This is a genomic window from Pseudomonas sp. A-1, from assembly GCF_004801855.1.
Taxonomy (GTDB): domain Bacteria; phylum Pseudomonadota; class Gammaproteobacteria; order Pseudomonadales; family Pseudomonadaceae; genus Geopseudomonas.
The window spans coordinates 92143-111168 of sequence record NZ_SSTC01000002.1; the positions used below are offsets into that span (position 1 = coordinate 92143).

The window sequence follows — 19026 nt, forward strand, 5'->3', positions numbered from 1 at the left end:
TTTCTGATTGCCAAGGTGCTGGAGAGGGGGCTGCCGTGCTGCTCGCGGTGGACTGGAAAGGAAAACCCCGCCGGAGCGGGGTTTCGGTCAGACGCGGTTGGTGGCCGATTCGTAGACCTCGTCATCACGACGAGCGCCCACGCACAGGACCAACACGATCTCGGTGCCGTTGATGCGGTAGACGATGCGTACATCGCCCGTCCGAATCCGGCGATGACCGGCGAGGGCCCCACGAAGCGGCTTGCCGATCTTGTCTGGTTCTCCCTCAGCGATACGCTCGCGTATCACTTTCAGGACTCGCCTCGCTTCAGCACTTCCGAGCTGTTTGAGGTCTTGCTCAACTTCTGGGTGAAACCGAACGCTCCATTTCATTGGCTATGGGCCTAACTGAAGCGAGCCTCCATGTCCTCAAGGCTCACGGTATTTTTTTCGTCCAGGCTGGACAGGCGCTCAATGGCCAGTCGCTCGGCGCGAAGGTCTTCGAGTTCATCCTGCAGCGCCTGGTAGGCGTCAACGCCCACCAGAACTGCTGCTGGCTCGTTGTCCTTAAAAATCACCAGGTGGGTTACCTCTCCGCTGGTGACTTCCTTCAGCTTCGCTCCGAAGCTTCGGACCATGGCAGTGGCGGACACTGCCTGATCAGCCCGGTTCAGAAGTGCACTCATTCGCGCTATGCCTCGGGATTCGGGATTTGAGATTTGAGATTTGAGATTTGAGATTCGGGATTCAGTCATCAGCGCTGCCTAGTCAGTATACGCAATATCATGCGTAAAACAATGCGCAAGGTGGTGCGCGGGAGACCTGCCGTCGCCACGCGCTGGCGTAGCCCCACGGCACCTGGCCACCTCCATCTGCTTTCGGCGTCCAGCGTAGCCCTGCATGTCCAGAAACGAAAAAGCCCCCGCACACTGGCAGGGGCCTTTCTTCGTGCCTGCGCCTCAGCGCCTGCGATCACTCAGCTGCTGCTGGCGCATGCCTTGGGAGGCAGAGCGGACCTTGAGGTTCGCCAGGGCGGCCATGGAGAACTCGAACACCTCTTCCGTCGACACGTCCAGCGCGCCGGGCGTCACCATCGCCTTGATCAGCTCCCGGTGCGTCATCACGCAGGCGTCGACAGGAACAGGGGTGTAGCGCTCCCGCCCCTGCGGGTCGAGGCTGACCATCCAGCGCTCGATGGGGCTCAGCGGGCGACCGATGACGCCGGCGAACCCGGTGAGCTGGCCCAGAAACTCGCCCTCGATCGCATAGCCCGCGACGAAGTTGCGCGCCGCGTCGAGTTGCTCGGCTGGAATGTCCTCAGCGCGCCCAACGCTGAATGCCGCGTGGACCTGCGCCCACAGCTTGGCCTTGGCGCGGCGGCGCACTGGCGCCGGCAGAGCACGCACCTTCCCATCCACCACTGCGGCCAGGCAGCGGAAGCCGTCGGTGCCGATGGTGGCGCCCAGCAGGGTCTGCATGCGGCCGGCGGCGTCTTCGTAACGACCATGCTTGCGGATCGCCGGCAGCACCTCGGCGGTGACCCACTTCTTGAAGCGCTTGGCTTCCGGCTTGCGGCTGCGCAGGATCGCGGAGTACAGGCCGGATTCGTTGATGACCAGCAGCTCTTGGTCACCGCCAAGGGTCGGCACAATCTGCCGACCCTTTTCGTCTTCGTCGAGATTGCGGGCCATGTCCTTCGCTTCGCGATACTGGAGCGCGGCCGCAACGTCGGCAGCAACGAACCACGGCTGATCGTCGATCAGCAGGGTACGGACTTCACGGGCTTCGAACTGGAAGGGGATGATCTGGGCGGTTTGCATGGTCGTACACCTTGGATAGCTTGAGCTGATCCGCTGCCCGAGGCCAATCGGGTGAGCGGAGCCGTGCGGGTTGGCCTACCGGGACCAAGGTGAACCCGGCCACCCTTGCGGGTGCCACACACGACCCCGCCCATAACGCAGGCGCTGCCATGCTGTGGGCACAAAAAAACCGCCGAAGCGGTGGTGTGCCCACCTTGGATTTTCCGGGAGGCCAATCCCAGGTCGCTGGATTGACAGCGACGACGCAACCTTAGCCGGGCGAGCGAGGGGAGTCAATTGGTGGCGGCACGAGGAAGGCTCTCCGCTTGCCAGGGCTTGGTGGTCATGGTGTATAACGTCAAAAAGCGGTAATGATGATCGCGAGACCTGCGATGTAGACATGGAGAGCAAGCATGGCAAGGGATTTTATACGCCACGCCCGTCCGTGGCGTTATACGCCATTTGGCGTCTAATAGTAGTTATGTGCATCCCAGTCTTAGCCAAGGAGGCCTAATGGACAACAGAATAAAGTTTGCACTATATCTCAAGGGTTGGATTTTTCAAGGTGGAGATAAAGCTCAGCTCAAGAAAAACTCTGAAAAGGTATTGATTGATGAATATATCCCGCAAATGAAGGGGTCTATATTCTGTCCTGAGTGTTTCGCAAATCTTTTTCGTTCGCCAGAAGAAAAAGAGTTTTCCTCTAACGGAAGGGTAGCGTATTTTGCTCATAGCAGAGTAATAAAAACAGACTGCGGTCTTCGCACCAAAAGGGCAGAAGGTAAAAAATATCTAACAGAAGAAGATGCGAAGCGCGCAATTCTGAATGAGGAGCTCGTAATTGTAGAGGGCTTTATAAAAGAAAGGCCAATTTCGCCAAATAAGACCCCTGCCGAGTATGATGCTTCGCAAGTAGAAGAGATTGATGGCCCGGTCGCCAATGTGCCAATAGGTCGGCACAAAGGGGAGGCCTTCAAGCTGCCTAGCAAATTCAAGACTATTCGAGGGATATGTAATAAATTTGATGAAAATATCACTAGATATTTTTACATGCCAAACGGGCAGCATGCAATTCAGCTGCAAGATCTTCTCAAAAACATTGAATCCGTAACTGAAGAAGATGAAGTTCCTAGAATTTATTATGGCAAGATCATTCGGTCAGCTAACGCGGGAAAAACACCGCAAAACATCCGCATGACCAAGCTTCAGTATACAAGCCAAGATTATGCGGACTTCTATTTTAAGTTGGCAGATGAGAAGCAGCGGGAAAAAGGGATTGATGACAATTCTGCCGGAAGAGTTGTTGTGATGTATGGGAAGATAACAAAAAGCGGTGCAGGTCTTTGTATAGAAAAAGTTGAATGGGGTGAGTTTGCTCTTCTTCCGCGGAAGTATGAGTGCCTGCTTTATTAAGCACATTGCAAATGGTTAAAGTCGTTCGCTTTGCTCGCTGGGGCGGGTTAAAGTCCGCCCCTTAATCAAGCGTTAGGTGCTTATTGTGATTGCATTAGTAACTCCTCGCATTGCTGTTGGTACTGAGGACAACGAGGTCATTGCCGTCTTGCGGCTTTTTGGTAGTCCCGCGCGCGAAGAATCCGAACGGGAATATTGCTATCGGGTTGAAGCACCACTGTTTGAGCTGGCTGTCTATCCGCAAGACGCAGTCGTCCGGTCAGTCTGGTACGACGACCCCGCCGGACGAGAAACCGAACAAGGGCGAATCAACAAAGTGTACGCATATCTCACTCGCTATGGCCAGCTCACTGACTGGGAGCTTCGCCTTGATAACGGCTGGATGCACTACTGGTTCAACCCTGTCGCTCACGCCAAGATGGTCTACGGGGTACATAAGGATGTCATTCGTTTCAATCGGTATGACGAGGGTCACGCCTAATAAACGCTTCGAGCCGACCGCCCAAAAGGCTGTGTTTTTGGGTCTCCTCCGCGCTGCGCGCACCGGTGCTGGCTCAAGCTGCACGTTAGAGCGCCCGTGCATGCGGCGGGCAGTCGCGATCGGATTGTTCGCCTGCTGCGCCAATTATTGCTACAGCCTCTCAGGCGGGCCGCATCCCAGATGGCTCCGAGCCTGGTGACGCATTTTTGAATGAGAGGTTTGGCTTGTTTGCTCTGGTTTGGGTAAGTGTGTTGGTGATGGTTGGGCTTTTGAGTGCATTGTTGCTCGAGGCTAGTCGGATGGGGCTTGAACTTCAGTTGTAAGGGGTAAGTAAATGGCAGGTGGTGAAGGTTCTGTGTCGGACAAAGGTCTAAAGTCGATAAAAGATCCTCGTGAAAAACTGTTGTTGAGTATGAGGGTTACCTCAAATTGCAGATACAGAGCTGCAATTCGTCTTAATATGAAGAGTGAGGCTTCATTTTTTGCTACGACATTTCTCTCTCTTGGGTTGATTTTGATTCCGCTGGTTCAAAGTTCAGGTGTTACGGTTTGCTTTGATGAAAAAGTTGCAGGCGCCATGCAGGTTTTTATGGCGGTCTGTGTGCTGGTTTACTCTGTGGTTATCTCTAAAGCTGGGTATGAGGTTAGGTCTGAGAAGCTTAATAGATGTGGTGATGATTTGAAGGAGTTGGCTAGGGAGCTCGAGCGGTCGGGTGATGCTGATGGGAAAGGTCTTGAATATTACAGTAGGCAATACTCGATAATTTCTTCTACGTGCGAGAATCATGAGGATTTAGATTACCTTATATCTAGGTTGCACATGTCTAGGGATTACCATATTGATGGGGTTAAGAGAGTTTGGCTTATTGTGAAGTCCTGGCTTATGTTGCGGTTTATGTATTTTCTTCCCGCGCTATATGTGGGGATTGGTTTTTTCTTTTTTACTGATTTTATTGGGGTAACAAAGTTCTATCCTGAGGTGTTTAAGGTCAATATCTGCATGTGCTCAACAGGAAGTTAGATTGATGGCGGAAGGTAGGGGTATGGCATAGTGCATAGGGCAGACCATGGCGCAGCCTTGTTAACCTTGCCCAACGCACTCTATTTCGCCACCATCAAGGACGATCCATTGATCGCCCCCTCCAAGCTCATCTTCCTCCCCGGCGCCTCCGGCAACACCGAGTTCTGGCTCCCTGCCGCCCAGCGCCTTGCCCATCCGGCGCAGCAGGTCCATATCGGCAGGCCCGGCTTCGGCAGCACGCCACCCGACCCGAGCGTGACCGGCATGGCCGAGCTACACATGCCCGTGCTGCTGCTCTGGGGTGACGCCGACCCGATCAGCCCCGTCCGCGTCGGCCAGCGCCTCGCCGAGCTGCTGCCCCGTGCCGAGCTGCACGTCATCCCAGGCGGTGGTCACGACCTGGGCTTCACCCATGCCGGCGAGGTGGCGAGGTTGATCGACAGGCACCTGGCCGTCGAGGGTGGGCTTCGGTCGCAATGCGCCGGAAGGGGATGAGCCAGAGCGACAGCATGCGAGGCGATCAGCTCTGATGAGTGGGGGATAGCTGGATGCAGGGAGGGGGAGGAGAGCTGCCCAGAACGGGCGAGGAGGGCGGAAAAATCGTTTCCGCAACTGAAAGGGAAGCCCGCGTAGAATGCGGCTTCCAGCGGTGCGAAATCGCTCCGGTTGCGGAAGCGATTTCGCCTGTAGGCCGCGCCAATGCTCAATTTCTCAGCAGACTTGAAAACCGCCGACGGGCAACCGTCCCAGAGTTCGAATCTCTGCGCTTCCGCCATCCATACAGCACAAAGCCCCGGATTCCGGGGCTTTGTTGTTTCTGGAGTATTCTGTTCCCCCACTTGTTCCCCCATTCTGGCATTGCGTGAGTGCTTGCTGGTCCTACCCAGTCGCCCGCAATCGACTCCCAGGTCCCGCCCGCATCGCTTGGCAACGTGGCAGAATGCCCCCAGTCGACAGAAAAACGGTACATTTGCCGCAATTGAACGGCTCCGTCGCCATGTGGACGGCAGCCGGCAGGCAAGGATTCAGGGCTTATGGACAAGAAATCGCTCACCGAACGGGACATCTGCACCAAGTTCATCACGCCGGCCATCGAGCAGGCCGGCTGGGACATCCACAAGCAGGTGCGTGAGGAAGTCAGCTTCACCAAGGGCCGCATCATCGTCCGTGGCAAGCTGCACAGCCGCGGTGAGGCCAAGCGCGCCGACTATGTGCTCTACCACCAGCCCAACGTCCCCATCGCTGTCATCGAGGCCAAGGACAACAAGCACTCGCTCGGCGCCGGCATGCAGCAGGCGTTGGGCTATGCCGATACCCTGGACGTGCCCTTCGTGTTCTCCAGCAACGGCGACGGCTTCCTGTTCCACGACCGCACCGGCACCGGCGAGCTGACCGAAACCGAGCTGAGCCTGGCGCAGTTCCCCAGCCCGGACGAACTGTGGCAGCGCTATTGCCAGTGGAAGGGCCTGGACGACACGCTGCGCCAGAAGGTCGAGGCGCCGTACTACGACGACGGCTTCGGCCGCGCGCCGCGCTACTACCAGATCAACGCCATCAACCGCACCGTCGAGGCGGTGGCGCGCGGCCAGGATCGTATCCTGCTGGTGATGGCCACCGGCACCGGCAAGACCTATACCGCCTTCCAGATCATCTGGCGGCTGTGGAAGTCCAAGCAGAAGAAACGCATCCTGTTCCTCGCCGACCGCAACATCCTGGTCGACCAGACCCGCAGCAACGACTTCAAGCCGTTCGGCCAGGCGATGACCAAGATTGCCAAGCGGCAGATCGACACCTCCTACGAGATCTACCTGTCGCTGTACCAGGCTGTCACCGGCAGCGAGGAAGAGAAGAACATCTACAAGCAGTTCTCCCCGGACTTCTTCGACCTGGTGGTGATCGACGAATGCCACCGCGGCAGCGCCGCCGAAGACTCTGCCTGGCGCGAGATCCTCGACTACTTCTCCAGCGCCACCCACGTCGGTCTGACCGCCACGCCCAAGGAAACCCGCGAGGTTTCCAGCATCCACTACTTCGGCGAGCCGGTGTACAGCTACACCCTCAAGCAGGGCATCGACGACGGCTTCCTCGCCCCCTACAAGGTGGTGCGCATCGACTTCGACAAGGACCTGCTTGGCTGGCGCCCGCCCAAGGGCATGCGCGACAAGAACGGCGAGCTGATCGAGGACCGCATCTACAACCTCAAGGACATGGACCGCCAGCTGGTCATCGAGGCGCGTACCCAGAAGGTCGCCGAAAAGGTCACAGAGTTCCTCAAGGCCACCGATCCGTTCCAGAAGACCATCATCTTCTGCGACGACATCAACCATGCCGAGCGCATGCGCCAGGCGCTGGTCAACCTCAATCCCGAGCGGGTGGCCGAGAACCGCAAGTACGTCATGCGCATCACCGGCGACGACCAGGAAGGCAAGGCCGAGCTCGACAACTTCATCAACCCGGAAGAGCGCTACCCGGTCATCGCCACCACCAGCAAGCTGATGACCACCGGCGTCGATGCGCAGACCTGCAAGCTGATCGTCCTCGACCAGCACATCAAGTCGATGACCGAATTCAAGCAGATCATCGGCCGTGGCACGCGGATCAACGAGGACTACGGTAAGTACTGGTTCACCATCATGGACTTCAAGAAGGCCACCGAGCTGTTCGCCGATCCGGCCTTCGACGGCGAGCCGGTACAGATCTACGCCCCACAGGGCGACGACTCCCCGGTGCCGCCCGACGATGGTGTGGAAGGCGATGGCATCGTCGCTGGCGACCTGGGGCAGGGTGATGGCGACGAGTTCGGCGAGCTGGGCGAAGGCGACGGCAAGAAACGCATCAAGTACGTGATCGACAACGTGCCGATCTCGGTGATCGCCGAGCGCGTGCAGTACTACGGCCCGGACGGCAAGCTGATCACCGAATCCCTGCGCGACTACACCCGCGCCTGCGTGCAGAAGCAGTTCGCCTCGCTGGACGACTTCCTGCGCCGCTGGAGCGATGCCGAGCAGAAGAAGGCGATCATTGACGAGCTGGCCGCTCAGGGCGTGCTCTGGGAAGCGCTGAGCGAGGAGGTTGAAGCCAAGCTGGCCAAGCCGCTCGATCCCTTCGACCTCATATGCCATGTCGCCTTCGACCAGCCACCGTTGTCGCGCCGCGAACGCGCCGAGCAGGTGAAGAAGCGCAACTACTTCGGCAAGTACCAAGGCACCGCCCGCCAGGTGCTGGAGGCGCTGCTCGACAAGTACGCTGACACTGGAGTTGAGCACATCGAGGACATCAAGATCCTGCAGCTGGCGCCCTTCAGCCAGATCGGCGCTCCGATAGAGCTGGTCAAGGCGTTCGGTGGAAGGCCCTCATTCAGCGCAGCGGTACGCGACCTTGAGCACGCCATTTACGAGAATGCTCAATGAGTCGAGTGATCTGCATCAGCGCGGGTCAGCTACAGGTCAAGAAAGCCGACACCCCAATCAATCGCCGGCACCAGTACTTGAACTACGGCCTCCTCTCGTTGGCCACCGTCTTGAGTCGGAACGGCTTCGACTCCGTGGTTCTGCACGGCCATTTTGATCAACCTGAAGTGCTGCTCCAGCAGGCTGAAAACCAGGGGCTGACAGGCCGCAATGCCCTGCCCGTGCTCATATCGCTGCCCAGCTTCTATGCGGTCGAATGGGCCAGCCGGTTCATGCAACAGGCTAAAGCGAGGCATCCCGAAATTCGCTTTATCGTGGGTGGGCGCTGGGTCGTGGGCGATCACCCCGAACGGCTCAAGTCACTGCTGCCCCTGGCAGACCGCGTGATCGTAGGGCTTGCCGAACGTGAGATCGTCGACCTGCTGGGCGGCCCACGCGCTCGAGCAAGCCTCTTGATAGGCCCGCAGGCAATAGAAAGCTCGATACTCGACTATCGCCTGCTACATCGGCGCGAGCTGTACCAACCCAGTATCGAAGTCTCGCGTGGCTGTGGCATGGGTTGCAGCTTTTGCCAGGAACGTAGCGAGCGCCTACAGCCTCTCAAGCCTGCAGAACAGGTGGTCAACGAGCTCTCGGCCACGCTGCTGCGCGACGGGCTGATCGAAATGACGCCGTACTTCGAAGCATCCATGTTCGTCCCGAGCCAGCGCTGGGCCCACGAGTTTGCCGAAGCTCTCACCCAGGCCGATTTGGACCTGCGCTGGCGCAGCGAGGGGCGCGTCGACAACATCCGCCCGGAGCTGATCCCCCACCTGGCGGCCACCGGCCTCACCGTGCTGGACCTCGGCCTTGAAAGTGCCAGCCTCCAGCAATTGCAGAGGATGAAAAAGAGCAAACAGCCGCAGCGCTATCTGGAGAAGGCCGCCCGCTTGCTGGAGGCCTGCGCTGACAACGGCATTAAGGTCAAAGTGAACCTGCTGCTGTTCGCGGGCGAAACGGACGACACCGTGGTAGAGACCCTGAGCTGGCTAGATGCCCGCAGGGACCAGTTCTATGGCGTGTCGGTGGGCCCAGTCATCGCGTATGTCTGGCCGGGTGAAAGCGAAAGCTACCTGGCCGAGCTGGCCCCGTTTGGCGCTTCGTTCAACTGCTCGCCCTGTATTGGCGTCACCCATCTGAACCTTAGCCCGCAGATGAGCCATGAGCGCGCACTGGCGGTTTCACGTGAAATCAGCCGACGCTACATGAGCGCTGAACGTTATTACCTGCTCAAATCCTTTTCCTACTTCGCACGCGACTACCGCTACAAGGACTTTCTCGAAGACGTCGCCAGCACCTCGCTGCCGATGAGCTTCGATACCACTAATCTGCCGGCGTCGGTCAGTCACGCCCGGCACCCTACTGAATCGATTGCCTAAGCCATGACTATTTCCAGCACCATCAAATCCATCCAGGACATCATGCGCAAGGACGTCGGCGTCGACGGCGATGCGCAGCGCATCGGCCAGCTGGTGTGGATGCTGTTCCTGAAGATCTTCGACGACCGCGAGATGGAGTGGGAGCTGCTCGACGACGACTACCGCTCGCCGATCCCGGAGAGCTACCGCTGGCGCAACTGGGCGGCCGATCCGGAGGGCATCACCGGCGATGCGCTGAAGGAGTTCATCGACAGCCGCCTGTTCCCGACCCTGCAGACCCTCGACCAGTACAGCCAGACGCCGGCCGCCTTCGTGGTGCGCGGGGTGTTCGAGGATGCCTACAACTACATGAAGTCCGGCCAGTTGATCCGCCAGGTGATCAACAAGATCCAGGAGGGCGTCGACTTCAACAAGGCCCAGGAACGCCACGCCTTCGGCGACATGTACGAGCAGCTGCTGCGCGACCTGCAGAACGCCGGCAATGCCGGCGAGTTCTACACCCCGCGCCCGGTCACCGAGTTCATGGTGCGCATGGTCGATCCCAAGCTGGATGAGAAAGTGATGGACCCGGCCTGCGGTACCGGCGGCTTCCTCACCTGCACCATCGAGCACAAGCGCCAGCACTACGTGAAGACCGCCGAGGACGAGCGCGCCTTGCAGGCCAGCATCTTCGGCGTGGAGAAGAAGCCGCTGCCGCACCTGCTGGCCACCACCAACATGATCCTCCACGGCATCGAGGTGCCCAGCCAGATCCGCCACGACAATACCCTGGCCCGCCCGCTGATCAGTTGGGGTCCGAAGGAGCGGGTCGACTGCATCGTCGCCAACCCGCCGTTCGGCGGCATGGAGGAGGACGGCATCGAGGCCAACTTCCCGGCCGCCTTCCGCACCCGCGAAACCGCCGACCTGTTCCTGGTGCTGATCATGCACCTGCTCAAGGACGGCGGCCGCGCCGCCGTGGTGCTGCCAGACGGCTTCCTGTTCGGCGAGGGCATCAAGTCGCGGATCAAGGAAAAGCTGCTCACCGAGTGCAACCTGCACACCATCGTTCGCCTGCCCAACGGCGTGTTCAACCCCTACACCGGCATCAAGACCAACCTGCTGTTCTTCACCAAGGGCACGCCGACCAAACACGTCTGGTTCTACGAGCACCCGTACCCGCCCGGCTACAAGAACTACAGCAAGACCCGCCCGATGCGCGTCGAGGAATTCGCCGCCGAGCAGGCCTGGTGGGGCAGCGAGGCCGACGGCTTCGCCAGCCGCGTGGAGAACGAATTCGCCTGGATGGTCAGCGTCGAGGAGCTGCAGGCGCGCAACTGGAACCTCGACTGCAAGAACCCCCACGTCGGCGAGCAGGAAAGCCACGACCCGGACGAGCTGCTGTGCGACTATGCCAAGTTGCAGGACGAGATCGCCGGCCTGCGCGACCAGCTCAAGGCGGTGCTGGCCGAAGCGCTGGCCCCTCATAAAGAGGAGGGTGAGGCATGACCGCGCTGCTCACCGACAACCTGCCGCTACTGGCTGGTGCGCCCAATGGCATCAAGAAACTGCGCGAGCTGATTCTGGAGCTGGCGGTGCGCGGCAAGCTGGTGCCGCAGGACCCCAGTGACGAGCCGGCCAGCGAACTGCTCAAGCGCATTACCGAGGAAAAGGCGCGGCTGGTGGCTGAGGGCAGGATCAGGAAGCAGAAGCCGCTGGCGGAGATTGGCGAGGAGGAAAAATCATTCGAGCTGCCAGCAGGGTGGGGATGGACCCGACTGGGTAGCCAGGTTGTCGAAAGTGGCGCGGGTTGGAGTCCCAGTTGCGAGCCAAGGCCAAGAGAAGGCAGCGAGTGGGGAGTCCTCAAGGTCAGCGCTGTTTCGTGGGGCGTTTACCAACCCGAGGAGAACAAGGCGCTTCCTGCAAGTTTGGAGGCCCGCCCCGAGCATGAAGTTGCTGAAGGCGACTTTTTGGTTTCACGCGCAAACACTGCGGAGCTTGTCGCTCGAAGCGTCGTAGTCGAGACGACGCCGAGCCATCTGATGCTGAGCGACAAGATCGTTCGGCTTAAGCTGACCTCGCTCTGTGAGCGACGCTATGTGAACTTGGCAAATAGCGCGCCTTTGGCTCGTTACTACTACAGCCAGGTAGCTGGCGGCACCAGCAGCTCCATGAAAAATGTTTCGCGCGAGCAGATTTTGAGTCTTCCGATTGCGCTGCCACCCCTCGCCGAACAACAGCGCATCGTCGCCAAGGTCGACGAGCTGATGGCCCTGTGCGACCGCCTGGAAGCCCGCCAGGCTGACGCCGCAAGCGCCCACGCCCGGCTGGTGCAGGCGCTGCTCGACAGCCTGACCCAGGCCAGCGCCGCCGACGACTTCGCCGCCAGCTGGCAGCGCCTGGTTGAGCATTTCCACAGCCTGTTCACCAGCGAATCCAGCATCGACGCCCTCAAGCAGACCCTGCTGCAACTGGCGGTGATGGGCAAACTCGTCCCGCAAGATCCCAACGATGAGCCGGCTGGCGAGTCTGGAGTGAAATTTTCAACCGTAAACGAGCGGTTGGTTGAAGATGGAAAGATTAAGGTAAAAAAACCACTAGATGCTGTGGAAGAGGTCGATAAGCCATTTGAGCTGCCCCTGGGGTGGGTGTGGCAGTGGCTGCCTGATATTTCTTTTTTTCAGGAAGGCCCAGGGATCATGGCTAAGGACTTCAGGTCTTCCGGGGTGCCGTTGATTCGGATTTCGGGAATGCATGGCCCCCTTGTTTCGTTGAATGGATGCAATTTCCTTGAGGAGGATATGGTTGAAAGTAAATGGAGTCACTTCAGGCTGGAGCTTGGTGATATCGTTCTTTCTTCTAGTGCATCCCTAGGGAAGGTTGCCAAGGTTGGCGGTGCTGCGGTTGGGAGTGTTGCGTACACAGGGTTAATTAGATTTAAGGTTTTTGACTTTATCTTTGATGAATATTTGATTAGGTTTCTTGGGTCTGGTGAGTTTGCGCGGCAGATTGAAAATAATAAGAGGGGGGCTGCAATTTCGCACTTTGGTCCAACACATTTACGAAAAATGATAGTTCCAGTTCCTCCTTTTATGGAACAAAAACGCATCGTCGCCAAGCTCGACGAACTGTTTGCCCTCTGCGACCAGCTCAAGGCCCGGCTGACCGCCGCCCGCCAGCTCCACGAGCGGCTGGTCGGGGCGCTGGTCGAGCAGGCGGTGGCCTGATCTTCATCTCCTTACACGGACGTAAACCCATGATGGAAAACCCGAAGCTCTCCCTGCTTGGCCAGGCCGATACCGGCCTGGCACGCGGGGTCTGCGGTCTGCTCGGTGGGTTGAAGCACCTCACACTCTGGCTGCTGGGCCTGACCGGCCTCGCTGGTTGCTTCGGCCTGATCTTCGAGTATGGCGAGGGTCTGGCCGACATCTCCCTGCACGAGTGGGGCTTCATGCTTCTGCTGGTGGCGCTGACCTGGCGGCATGTCCATTACTCGCGGCGCTTCGGTTACGGGTTCTGGCGGGGGCTGGCGCGCTGGCTAGGCGCGCAGGGCATCGTGTTCGGTATAGGGCTGATTGCCCTGGGGCTGATCGTCTGGCTGAGCCTGGAGTTTCTGGGACACGCCAAGTTTCTCAACGAGCTGGATCTGGTCGGCAAGGAGGGCGACGTCCAGGGGCTTGCCCTCGCGCTGCTGGCCATGTACCTGGGCGCGCCGACGCGCCCGCGCAAAGCCGCGCATGCCAGCCCCGAGGCGACAAGCATTCGCCGGGAGCCCACCCTTTCTTCGAGTCCGGACAAGGAGGTCAGTCTGTGAAGCCCTTCATCCCCCTGTTGACGCTGGCGCTGGCCAGCCTGCCCATGCATGCCAGCCAGGCCGGCACCGATCCGGCCCGCCTGGTCGAGAGTTGCGCCGAGCTGGTGGATATCTACGAAAAGCGCGACCAGTTGCGTTTTGCCGCCGCCCAGACCACTGCGCTCTCCGAGGCCATGCGAGCAGGTTATTGCCGTGGGGTACTCGACGAGTATCGGCGCCATTACCAATGCAGAAGAACCGACTGGCGCGACCAGGCCGAGATCATCGCCCGCCACTCACCTGCACAGCTCGAGGAGCTGGATGTCGACGGCCTGCTGGAGAAAGCCTGTGGCTACTGAGCAGGGCCTGACCCTGCCTCAGGCGGTGGAGCGCCTGTTCGGCATTCCGCTGGCCAGGCACCCGGCCCTGCGCAATGCGGTTAACACGCTGGTCAAGGCACTGAGCCAGGGCAGCGTACTCCAACTGGTGCAGGAGGAGATCAGTTTCACCGAGGGGGGCCGCAAGCGCTGGACACTGCCGCGCAGCGAGTTGATCGGCCTTAACAACGCCATCCTGCTGCATGGGGTGTTCGGTGAGCCCAAGGTGGTGATCAGGATCTTCAGCCAACCGGCAGAGCGCCGCCAGCATGCCGAGTGGGCCAGGAGCCTGCTGCTGGAGAGGCAGTCCGTTGCGAGCCTGGGGCTGATCAGTCGGGAGCTGCTGCGCTTCCTCGATCTGCTCGACTCGGCGGCCGATCTCAAGCAGGAGCGCTTGCCCAACCCTTTCGAAAACGCGCTGCCGCAGATGGGCCTCGGCGACTACGGCGGCAACCTGCTCAAGGTTCTGGCCACCCAGACCGCTGTGTTGTCGATGGGCGACAGCATGATGGTGCATTACTTCAATGGCGAGCTGGAGCAGGCCCATGCCTCGGCAGTTGGCCTGCAAACGGATAACCCGCTGTTGCGGCAGTATCGGCAGTTGATCCTGGACGCCTACCAGGAGGCGAAGGCCTTCGACGACCTGCTCGACGCCTGGCGATGAACGGTCTTGGTTGTGGAATCCACAGATAAACACTGGCTCCGTCATCACCCAGGAGCCAGTCATGACCACCATCCAGTACATCCTCGCGGCCTGCCCGCATCAGGTCAGTCCTTGTCATCAGGGCAAGGCCATCGAGATCGATCAGGCCCTCCAGTCCGGCATTCCCTTCACCGCTCTCGGTGGCAAGCGCGTGCGCTGTCGCAGCGGGCTGGTGCGCTTCAAGCTGGGCTGCGACTGGCGTCTGCTCTACATGCTCGGCGACCACGGCTACGTTCCGCATAGTCTGGTCAGTCGCCAGTGTTTCGAGCGTGAGCTGAGGCGAAGACGGGCCCTCAAGCCTTGATTCCTTCACTTCACTGGAGAAGCATCCATGACCACAATCGTTGCCCTGAAACAACCGCTGCTGAGCCCCGACGGCCTGGAAATGCAGGTCAGCCAGCTGGACTTCCAGCGTCTCAAGCACAAATACACGGCTTCCTCCGAGGCGCAGATGAGTGCCGAGGCGTGGGAGCGTGCCGAGCTGGAGTACCGCCGCTTCCTGACCCTCAAGTGCCTGTATCCGGCGGTGGCGCTGGTGCCGAGCAAGCAGATCGACGAGATCTGGCACGCACACATCCTCGACACCCGCGCCTACCGCGAGGACTGCCACCAGGTGTTCGGCCGCTTCATCGACCACTACCCATACTTCGGCATCTACGGCGAGGACGACTACCAGAACCTGAAGGCCAGCTTTGCCCACACTGTTTCTCTGTACGAGAAGCACTTCGGCGCCTATCCGGGCGGCGGCACCGAGGAGCAGGCAATGCGCTGCGGCGATGACCACGCCTGCCATGTGCCGACCAGCTGCGCCTGCCGTGTTTCGGGGGCATGCAAGTAATCCCTTGCGCCTGCCTTCCACCTACATCAATGACTCAGGAGAGCGACCAGCATGAGCAAGAACAGCCAGAACCCGCCCAAGACACCGCAGCCCACCCCGCGCCCGAAGGTGCCGAACCTGCCGAGCACGACCGGAAACCCCTCGGGCGGTGGCCGTGGTAACTACCCGCCGAAGAAGTCGTAACCACTGACCGGCAGGCCCTTCGGGAGGAGGGCCTGCCGCTGTTGAGGTGGGTGTAATGAGGGGACATTTGCTCGGGGTGCCGTCTGGTGCTGGCGACCTACCGCAGTCTGCAATTACAGACGTATGACGCAGTGCTCAGCGGTTACTGCAGTCAGTGGGCAAGCCTGCGCGAAGACTACCTGCGCCTGCGCGAGGAAGCCAAGCTGATGACCCGCAAAAGGCTGATCAGCGCGTTCGAGGCCCAGTCAGGATTCAATCTGCTGATCATGTCGCCGCTGTGGGTGGAGCTGTTGAGCTTGAGGGCATCGGACAGGCTGGCGCTGCTCGGGTGCCCGTGCAATCGTCCCAGGCGCCGATACCGTCACAAGCCGGAACTCCTGCCCGGCGCGGGTTTGCTGTTCCAGGCCGTCACCGCCAGCGAGGAGGAGAAGAGCGTCTACAAGCCGCCATGGCCGATTCAGGCTCAATTAAGCAGCGCTGGTTAGAGTGAACCCATCGAAAGCCACTCACTCCCCAGGAGATCGAAGATGAAAAAACTCACTGCCCTGCTTGCCACCGCCCTGATCGCCGCCACCGCCGGTGTAGCCCAGGCCCGCGACCTCGGCCCGGACGAGGCGCTGAAACTGCGCGATGCGGGTACCATCATGTCCTTCGAGAAGCTCAACGAAGCCGCCATCGCCAAGCACCCGGGTTCCGCCGTCGAGGAAACCGAGCTGGAAGAGGAGTACGGCCGCTACGTCTACCAGGTCGAACTGCGTGACGCCCAGGGCGTGCAGTGGGACCTGGAGCTGGATGCCACCAACGGCCAGATCCTCAAGGACCACCAGGACGACTGATGATCAAGACCACGCCCTTCATCGCCGGATTGACCCTGTGCCTGATCGCCTCGGCGCAGGCCCGCGATCTCGACCAGGACGAGGCCCTGCGCCTGCGCCAGGAGGGCGTGATCCAGCCGCTGCAGCAGTTGCTGCAGCAGGCCATGCAGCGCTACCCCGGCGCGCGCCTGCTGGAGGCCGAGCTGGAGGAGGAGGACGACCAGTACGTCTACGAGGTCGAGCTGCTCACCGACGGCGGTCAGGTGCGCGAACTGGATCTGGATGCGGTCACGGGCCGCATCCTCAAGGACGAGGAGGACGACTGATGCGCCTGCTGCTGGTGGAAGACAACGTCGCCCTCGCCGACGAACTGCTGGCCGACCTCGGCCGCCAGGGCTATGCCGTGGACTGGCTGGCCGACGGCCGCGATGCCCTGGTGCAGGGCGCTACCGAACCCTACGACCTGGTGGTCCTCGACCTCGGCCTGCCCGGCATGCCGGGGCTCGAGGTATTGCGTCGCTGGCGCGCCGACGGCCTGGCCATCCCGGTGCTGATCCTCACCGCGCGCGGCAGCTGGGCCGAACGCATCGACGGCCTCAAGGCCGGCGCCGACGACTACCTGAGCAAGCCGTTCCACCCCGAGGAGCTGGCCCTGCGCATCCAGGCGCTGCTGCGCCGCGCCCACGGCGTGGCCAACCAGAGCGAGCTGAAGGCCGCCGGCCTGGTTCTCGACGAGGCGCGCCAGTGCGTGCGCCGCGGCGACGAGGAGATTTCCCTGAGCGGCGCCGAATTCCGCCTGCTGCGCTACTTCATGCTGCATCCCGGGCAGATCCTCTCCAAGACCCAGCTCACCGAGCACCTCTACGATGGCGAGAATGAGCGCGAGTCCAACGTCATCGAAGTGCACGTCAACCACCTGCGCCGCAAGCTCGGCCGCGGCGTGATCGAGACCCGTCGCGGCCAGGGCTACCGTTACGCCGGCGACGCGGAGCAGGACGGGTGAGGTCGCTCCAGAGCCGCCTCGGCCTCGGCCTGACGGCGACCCTGACGGTCGTCATGCTCGCCCTGCTGCAGGGCAGCCTGTGGCTGCTCGACAGCGGCCTGCGCCGCTACCACGAGAGCAACCTGCAGGACGAGGCGGAGACCCTGCTGATCGCCCTAGTGCGCGGGGAGGAGGGCGTGCAGCTGGACGAGCGGCGCCTGCACCCAGCCTACCAGCGGACCTTTTCCGGGCGCTATTTCCGCATCGACTTCGCCGAGGATGTCTGGCGTTCGCGTTCCCTGTGGGACAGCGAGCTGCCGCGCCCGCCACGCAAGGGGCTGGCGCCGGGGCTGGAGGACGGCATCGAGGGCCAGCGCCTGCTGGTCTATCGCGGCGACTTCCGCCGCTTCGGGCAGAACTTCTCCATCAGCGTGGCGCAGGACTACAGCCCGGTGCTCGCCAGCCTCGCGCGCATCCGCTGGCTCGGCCTCGGCCTCGGCGCCGGCGGCCTGCTGCTGGCGCTGCTGCTGCAGTGGCTGACCGTACGCCGTGCGCTGGCGCCGCTGGAGCGGGTGCGCGCGCAGATCGCCGAACTGCAGGCCGGCCGCCTCGGCGCGCTGGACAGCGACGTGCCGCGCGAGCTGGAGCCGCTGGTGGGGCAGGTCAACCACCTGCTGCACCACACCGAGGAGACCCTCAAGCGCTCGCGCCACGCCCTCGGCAACCTCGGCCATGCGCTGAAGACGCCGCTCGCCGTACTGGTCAGCCTGGCCAACCGCGAGGAGCTGCGCGCCCAGCCGGAACTGCGTGCCACCCTGCGTGAGCAGCTGGAGCAGATCGAGCAGCGCCTGGCCCGCGAGCTGGGCCGCGCGCGTCTGGCCGGCGAGGCGCTGCCTGGCGCGCACTTCGACTGCGCCACCGAGCTGCCCGCGCTGTGCGCGACCCTCAGGCAGATCCATCCCCATGTCGACATCGACTGGCAGGCGCCGGAGGGACTGCGCCTGCCATGGGACCGCGAGGACCTGCTGGAGGCGCTCGGCAACCTGCTGGACAACGCCTGCAAGTGGGCCGACAGCGCCGTGCAGGTCAGCGCCGGCGCGGATGGCGAAGGCTACTGGCTGTGCGTCGAGGACGACGGCCCGGGCATCGCGCCGGAGCAGCGCGAGGCGGTGGTCGCCCGAGGCAACCGCCTCGACGAGCAGGTGGCCGGTCACGGCCTGGGCCTGGCCATCGTCCGCGACATCGCCCAGGCCTGCGGGGGCAGCCTGAGTCTGGAGGACAGCGCCGAACTCGGCGGGCTGTGCGCGCGCCTGCGCCTGCCGCGTCGCGGAACTCCGCTCCTGTAGGAGCCAGCAAGCTCGCTCCTACATGCGTGCGCCACCTGCGGCGCTGCGACCAAGTGTCTCGCTCGGTCTTTTGTTATACCTGGGGGAGTATGATGGCTGCAGCCCGCGCGCCAGCGGTGTTCCGCACAGCGACTAGAGTGGTTCATTGGTCGCCGCCGGATCGCCGGACCGCCGGATTGGCGTCCGCAGGCTGAGGAGCTGTCGTCATGCCGCAAGTCCCCCCGCAGTCGCCGTGGCGCATCCCGCTGGTGCGCGAGATCGGTCTCATCCTGCTGGTCAAGCTGGCCATCCTGCTGACCATCAAGGCGGTCTGGTTCACCGAACCCATCGTGCCGGAAAACGGCACCGCCCGGGTCAGCGAGCGTCTGCTCGGCACCCCGCAAACCTCTCCCGCATCACCCGCATCCCTGAACGAGGAGGAGCCGAGATGATCTCGGAAGCCGTCGTCGACCTGTCGCGTCTGCAATTCGCCATGACCGCGATGTACCA

General features: G+C 61.3%; 23 protein-coding genes. 20 read left to right on the forward strand and 3 right to left on the reverse strand.

The window, feature by feature from the left end; translation table 11 throughout:
* Positions 1 to 87: 87 nt before the first annotated feature.
* From E5198_RS00975 to E5198_RS00985, 3 genes are all read right to left on the reverse strand, one after another.
* Positions 88 to 372 (reverse strand): type II toxin-antitoxin system RelE/ParE family toxin, encoded by a 285-nt coding sequence (locus E5198_RS00975; RefSeq protein WP_092428144.1) that lies wholly within the window; start codon positions 370 to 372, stop codon positions 88 to 90.
* 11 nt (positions 373 to 383) lie between these two features.
* A complete protein-coding gene (locus E5198_RS00980) occupies positions 384 to 617 on the reverse strand; it encodes a type II toxin-antitoxin system Phd/YefM family antitoxin (protein WP_136488166.1) in 234 nt (77 codons plus the stop codon).
* Between the two features lie 321 nt (positions 618 to 938).
* A complete protein-coding gene (locus tag E5198_RS00985) occupies positions 939 to 1799 on the reverse strand; it encodes a Bro-N domain-containing protein (RefSeq protein ID WP_136488141.1) in 861 nt (286 codons plus the stop codon).
* Between the two features lie 492 nt (positions 1800 to 2291).
* Between E5198_RS00985 and E5198_RS00990 the strand changes: the two genes are divergently transcribed.
* The 20 genes from E5198_RS00990 (at position 2292) to cydP (ending at position 18968) form a co-directional block, all read left to right on the forward strand.
* A complete protein-coding gene (locus tag E5198_RS00990; RefSeq protein WP_218569024.1) occupies positions 2292 to 3191 on the forward strand; it encodes a hypothetical protein in 900 nt (299 codons plus the stop codon).
* Positions 3192 to 3276: 85 nt separating this feature from the next.
* Entirely contained in the window at positions 3277 to 3672 is a 396-nt protein-coding gene (locus E5198_RS00995; RefSeq protein WP_136488142.1) for a hypothetical protein, read from the forward strand.
* Positions 3673 to 4006: 334 nt separating this feature from the next.
* On the forward strand, positions 4007 to 4693 hold the full coding sequence (locus E5198_RS01000) for an SLATT domain-containing protein (RefSeq protein WP_136488143.1): 687 nt from the start codon (positions 4007 to 4009) through the stop codon (positions 4691 to 4693).
* A 66-nt stretch (positions 4694 to 4759) separates the two neighbouring features.
* Entirely contained in the window at positions 4760 to 5188 is a 429-nt protein-coding gene (locus tag E5198_RS21755) for an alpha/beta fold hydrolase (protein ID WP_256658927.1), read from the forward strand.
* 539 nt (positions 5189 to 5727) lie between these two features.
* Positions 5728 to 8103 carry an EcoAI/FtnUII family type I restriction enzme subunit R gene (gene hsdR / locus E5198_RS01010; protein WP_136488144.1) on the forward strand — a complete coding sequence of 792 codons (2376 nt, stop codon included), beginning with the start codon at positions 5728 to 5730 and terminating at the stop codon, positions 8101 to 8103.
* Entirely contained in the window at positions 8100 to 9521 is a 1422-nt protein-coding gene (locus tag E5198_RS01015; protein ID WP_136488145.1) for a radical SAM protein, read from the forward strand. Before hsdR ends, E5198_RS01015 begins: the two co-directional genes overlap by 4 nt.
* Positions 9522 to 9524: 3 nt before the next feature.
* A complete protein-coding gene (locus E5198_RS01020) occupies positions 9525 to 11009 on the forward strand; it encodes a class I SAM-dependent DNA methyltransferase (RefSeq protein ID WP_136488146.1) in 1485 nt (494 codons plus the stop codon).
* Positions 11006 to 12727 carry a restriction endonuclease subunit S gene (locus tag E5198_RS01025; protein WP_136488147.1) on the forward strand — a complete coding sequence of 574 codons (1722 nt, stop codon included), beginning with the start codon at positions 11006 to 11008 and terminating at the stop codon, positions 12725 to 12727. Before E5198_RS01020 ends, E5198_RS01025 begins: the two co-directional genes overlap by 4 nt.
* 29 nt (positions 12728 to 12756) lie before the next feature.
* Positions 12757 to 13314 (forward strand): hypothetical protein, encoded by a 558-nt coding sequence (locus tag E5198_RS01030; protein ID WP_136488148.1) that lies wholly within the window; start codon positions 12757 to 12759, stop codon positions 13312 to 13314.
* On the forward strand, positions 13311 to 13652 hold the full coding sequence (locus tag E5198_RS01035; RefSeq protein WP_218569025.1) for a hypothetical protein: 342 nt from the start codon (positions 13311 to 13313) through the stop codon (positions 13650 to 13652). Before E5198_RS01030 ends, E5198_RS01035 begins: the two co-directional genes overlap by 4 nt.
* Complete coding sequence (locus E5198_RS01040; RefSeq protein ID WP_136488149.1) at positions 13642 to 14334, forward strand: hypothetical protein; 693 nt, start codon at positions 13642 to 13644, stop codon at positions 14332 to 14334. Before E5198_RS01035 ends, E5198_RS01040 begins: the two co-directional genes overlap by 11 nt.
* Before the next feature lie 61 nt (positions 14335 to 14395).
* Entirely contained in the window at positions 14396 to 14677 is a 282-nt protein-coding gene (locus E5198_RS01045) for a hypothetical protein (protein WP_136488150.1), read from the forward strand.
* Between the two features lie 27 nt (positions 14678 to 14704).
* Positions 14705 to 15211 carry a glycine-rich domain-containing protein-like gene (locus E5198_RS01050; protein WP_136488151.1) on the forward strand — a complete coding sequence of 169 codons (507 nt, stop codon included), beginning with the start codon at positions 14705 to 14707 and terminating at the stop codon, positions 15209 to 15211.
* A 51-nt stretch (positions 15212 to 15262) separates the two neighbouring features.
* Positions 15263 to 15394, forward strand: a complete 132-nt coding sequence (locus E5198_RS21870) for a hypothetical protein (RefSeq protein WP_256658928.1) — start codon at positions 15263 to 15265, stop codon at positions 15392 to 15394.
* Between the two features lie 86 nt (positions 15395 to 15480).
* Entirely contained in the window at positions 15481 to 15879 is a 399-nt protein-coding gene (locus tag E5198_RS01055; RefSeq protein ID WP_136488152.1) for a hypothetical protein, read from the forward strand.
* 42 nt (positions 15880 to 15921) lie between these two features.
* Positions 15922 to 16230, forward strand: coding sequence for a PepSY domain-containing protein (locus E5198_RS01060; protein WP_136488153.1), 309 nt, complete (start codon positions 15922 to 15924; stop codon positions 16228 to 16230).
* The gene (locus E5198_RS01065; RefSeq protein ID WP_136488154.1) at positions 16230 to 16535 is read left to right on the forward strand and encodes a PepSY domain-containing protein; all 306 of its coding nucleotides are present in this window, start codon (positions 16230 to 16232) and stop codon (positions 16533 to 16535) included. The genes E5198_RS01060 and E5198_RS01065 overlap by 1 nt, the downstream gene beginning before the upstream one ends.
* A complete protein-coding gene (locus E5198_RS01070) occupies positions 16535 to 17212 on the forward strand; it encodes a response regulator transcription factor (RefSeq protein WP_136488155.1) in 678 nt (225 codons plus the stop codon). Before E5198_RS01065 ends, E5198_RS01070 begins: the two co-directional genes overlap by 1 nt.
* Positions 17209 to 18537 (forward strand): sensor histidine kinase, encoded by a 1329-nt coding sequence (locus E5198_RS01075; RefSeq protein WP_136488156.1) that lies wholly within the window; start codon positions 17209 to 17211, stop codon positions 18535 to 18537. The genes E5198_RS01070 and E5198_RS01075 overlap by 4 nt, the downstream gene beginning before the upstream one ends.
* A gap of 206 nt (positions 18538 to 18743) precedes the next feature.
* Entirely contained in the window at positions 18744 to 18968 is a 225-nt protein-coding gene (gene cydP, locus E5198_RS01080; RefSeq protein WP_136488157.1) for a cytochrome oxidase putative small subunit CydP, read from the forward strand.
* The last annotated feature ends 58 nt before the right edge of the window (positions 18969 to 19026 follow it).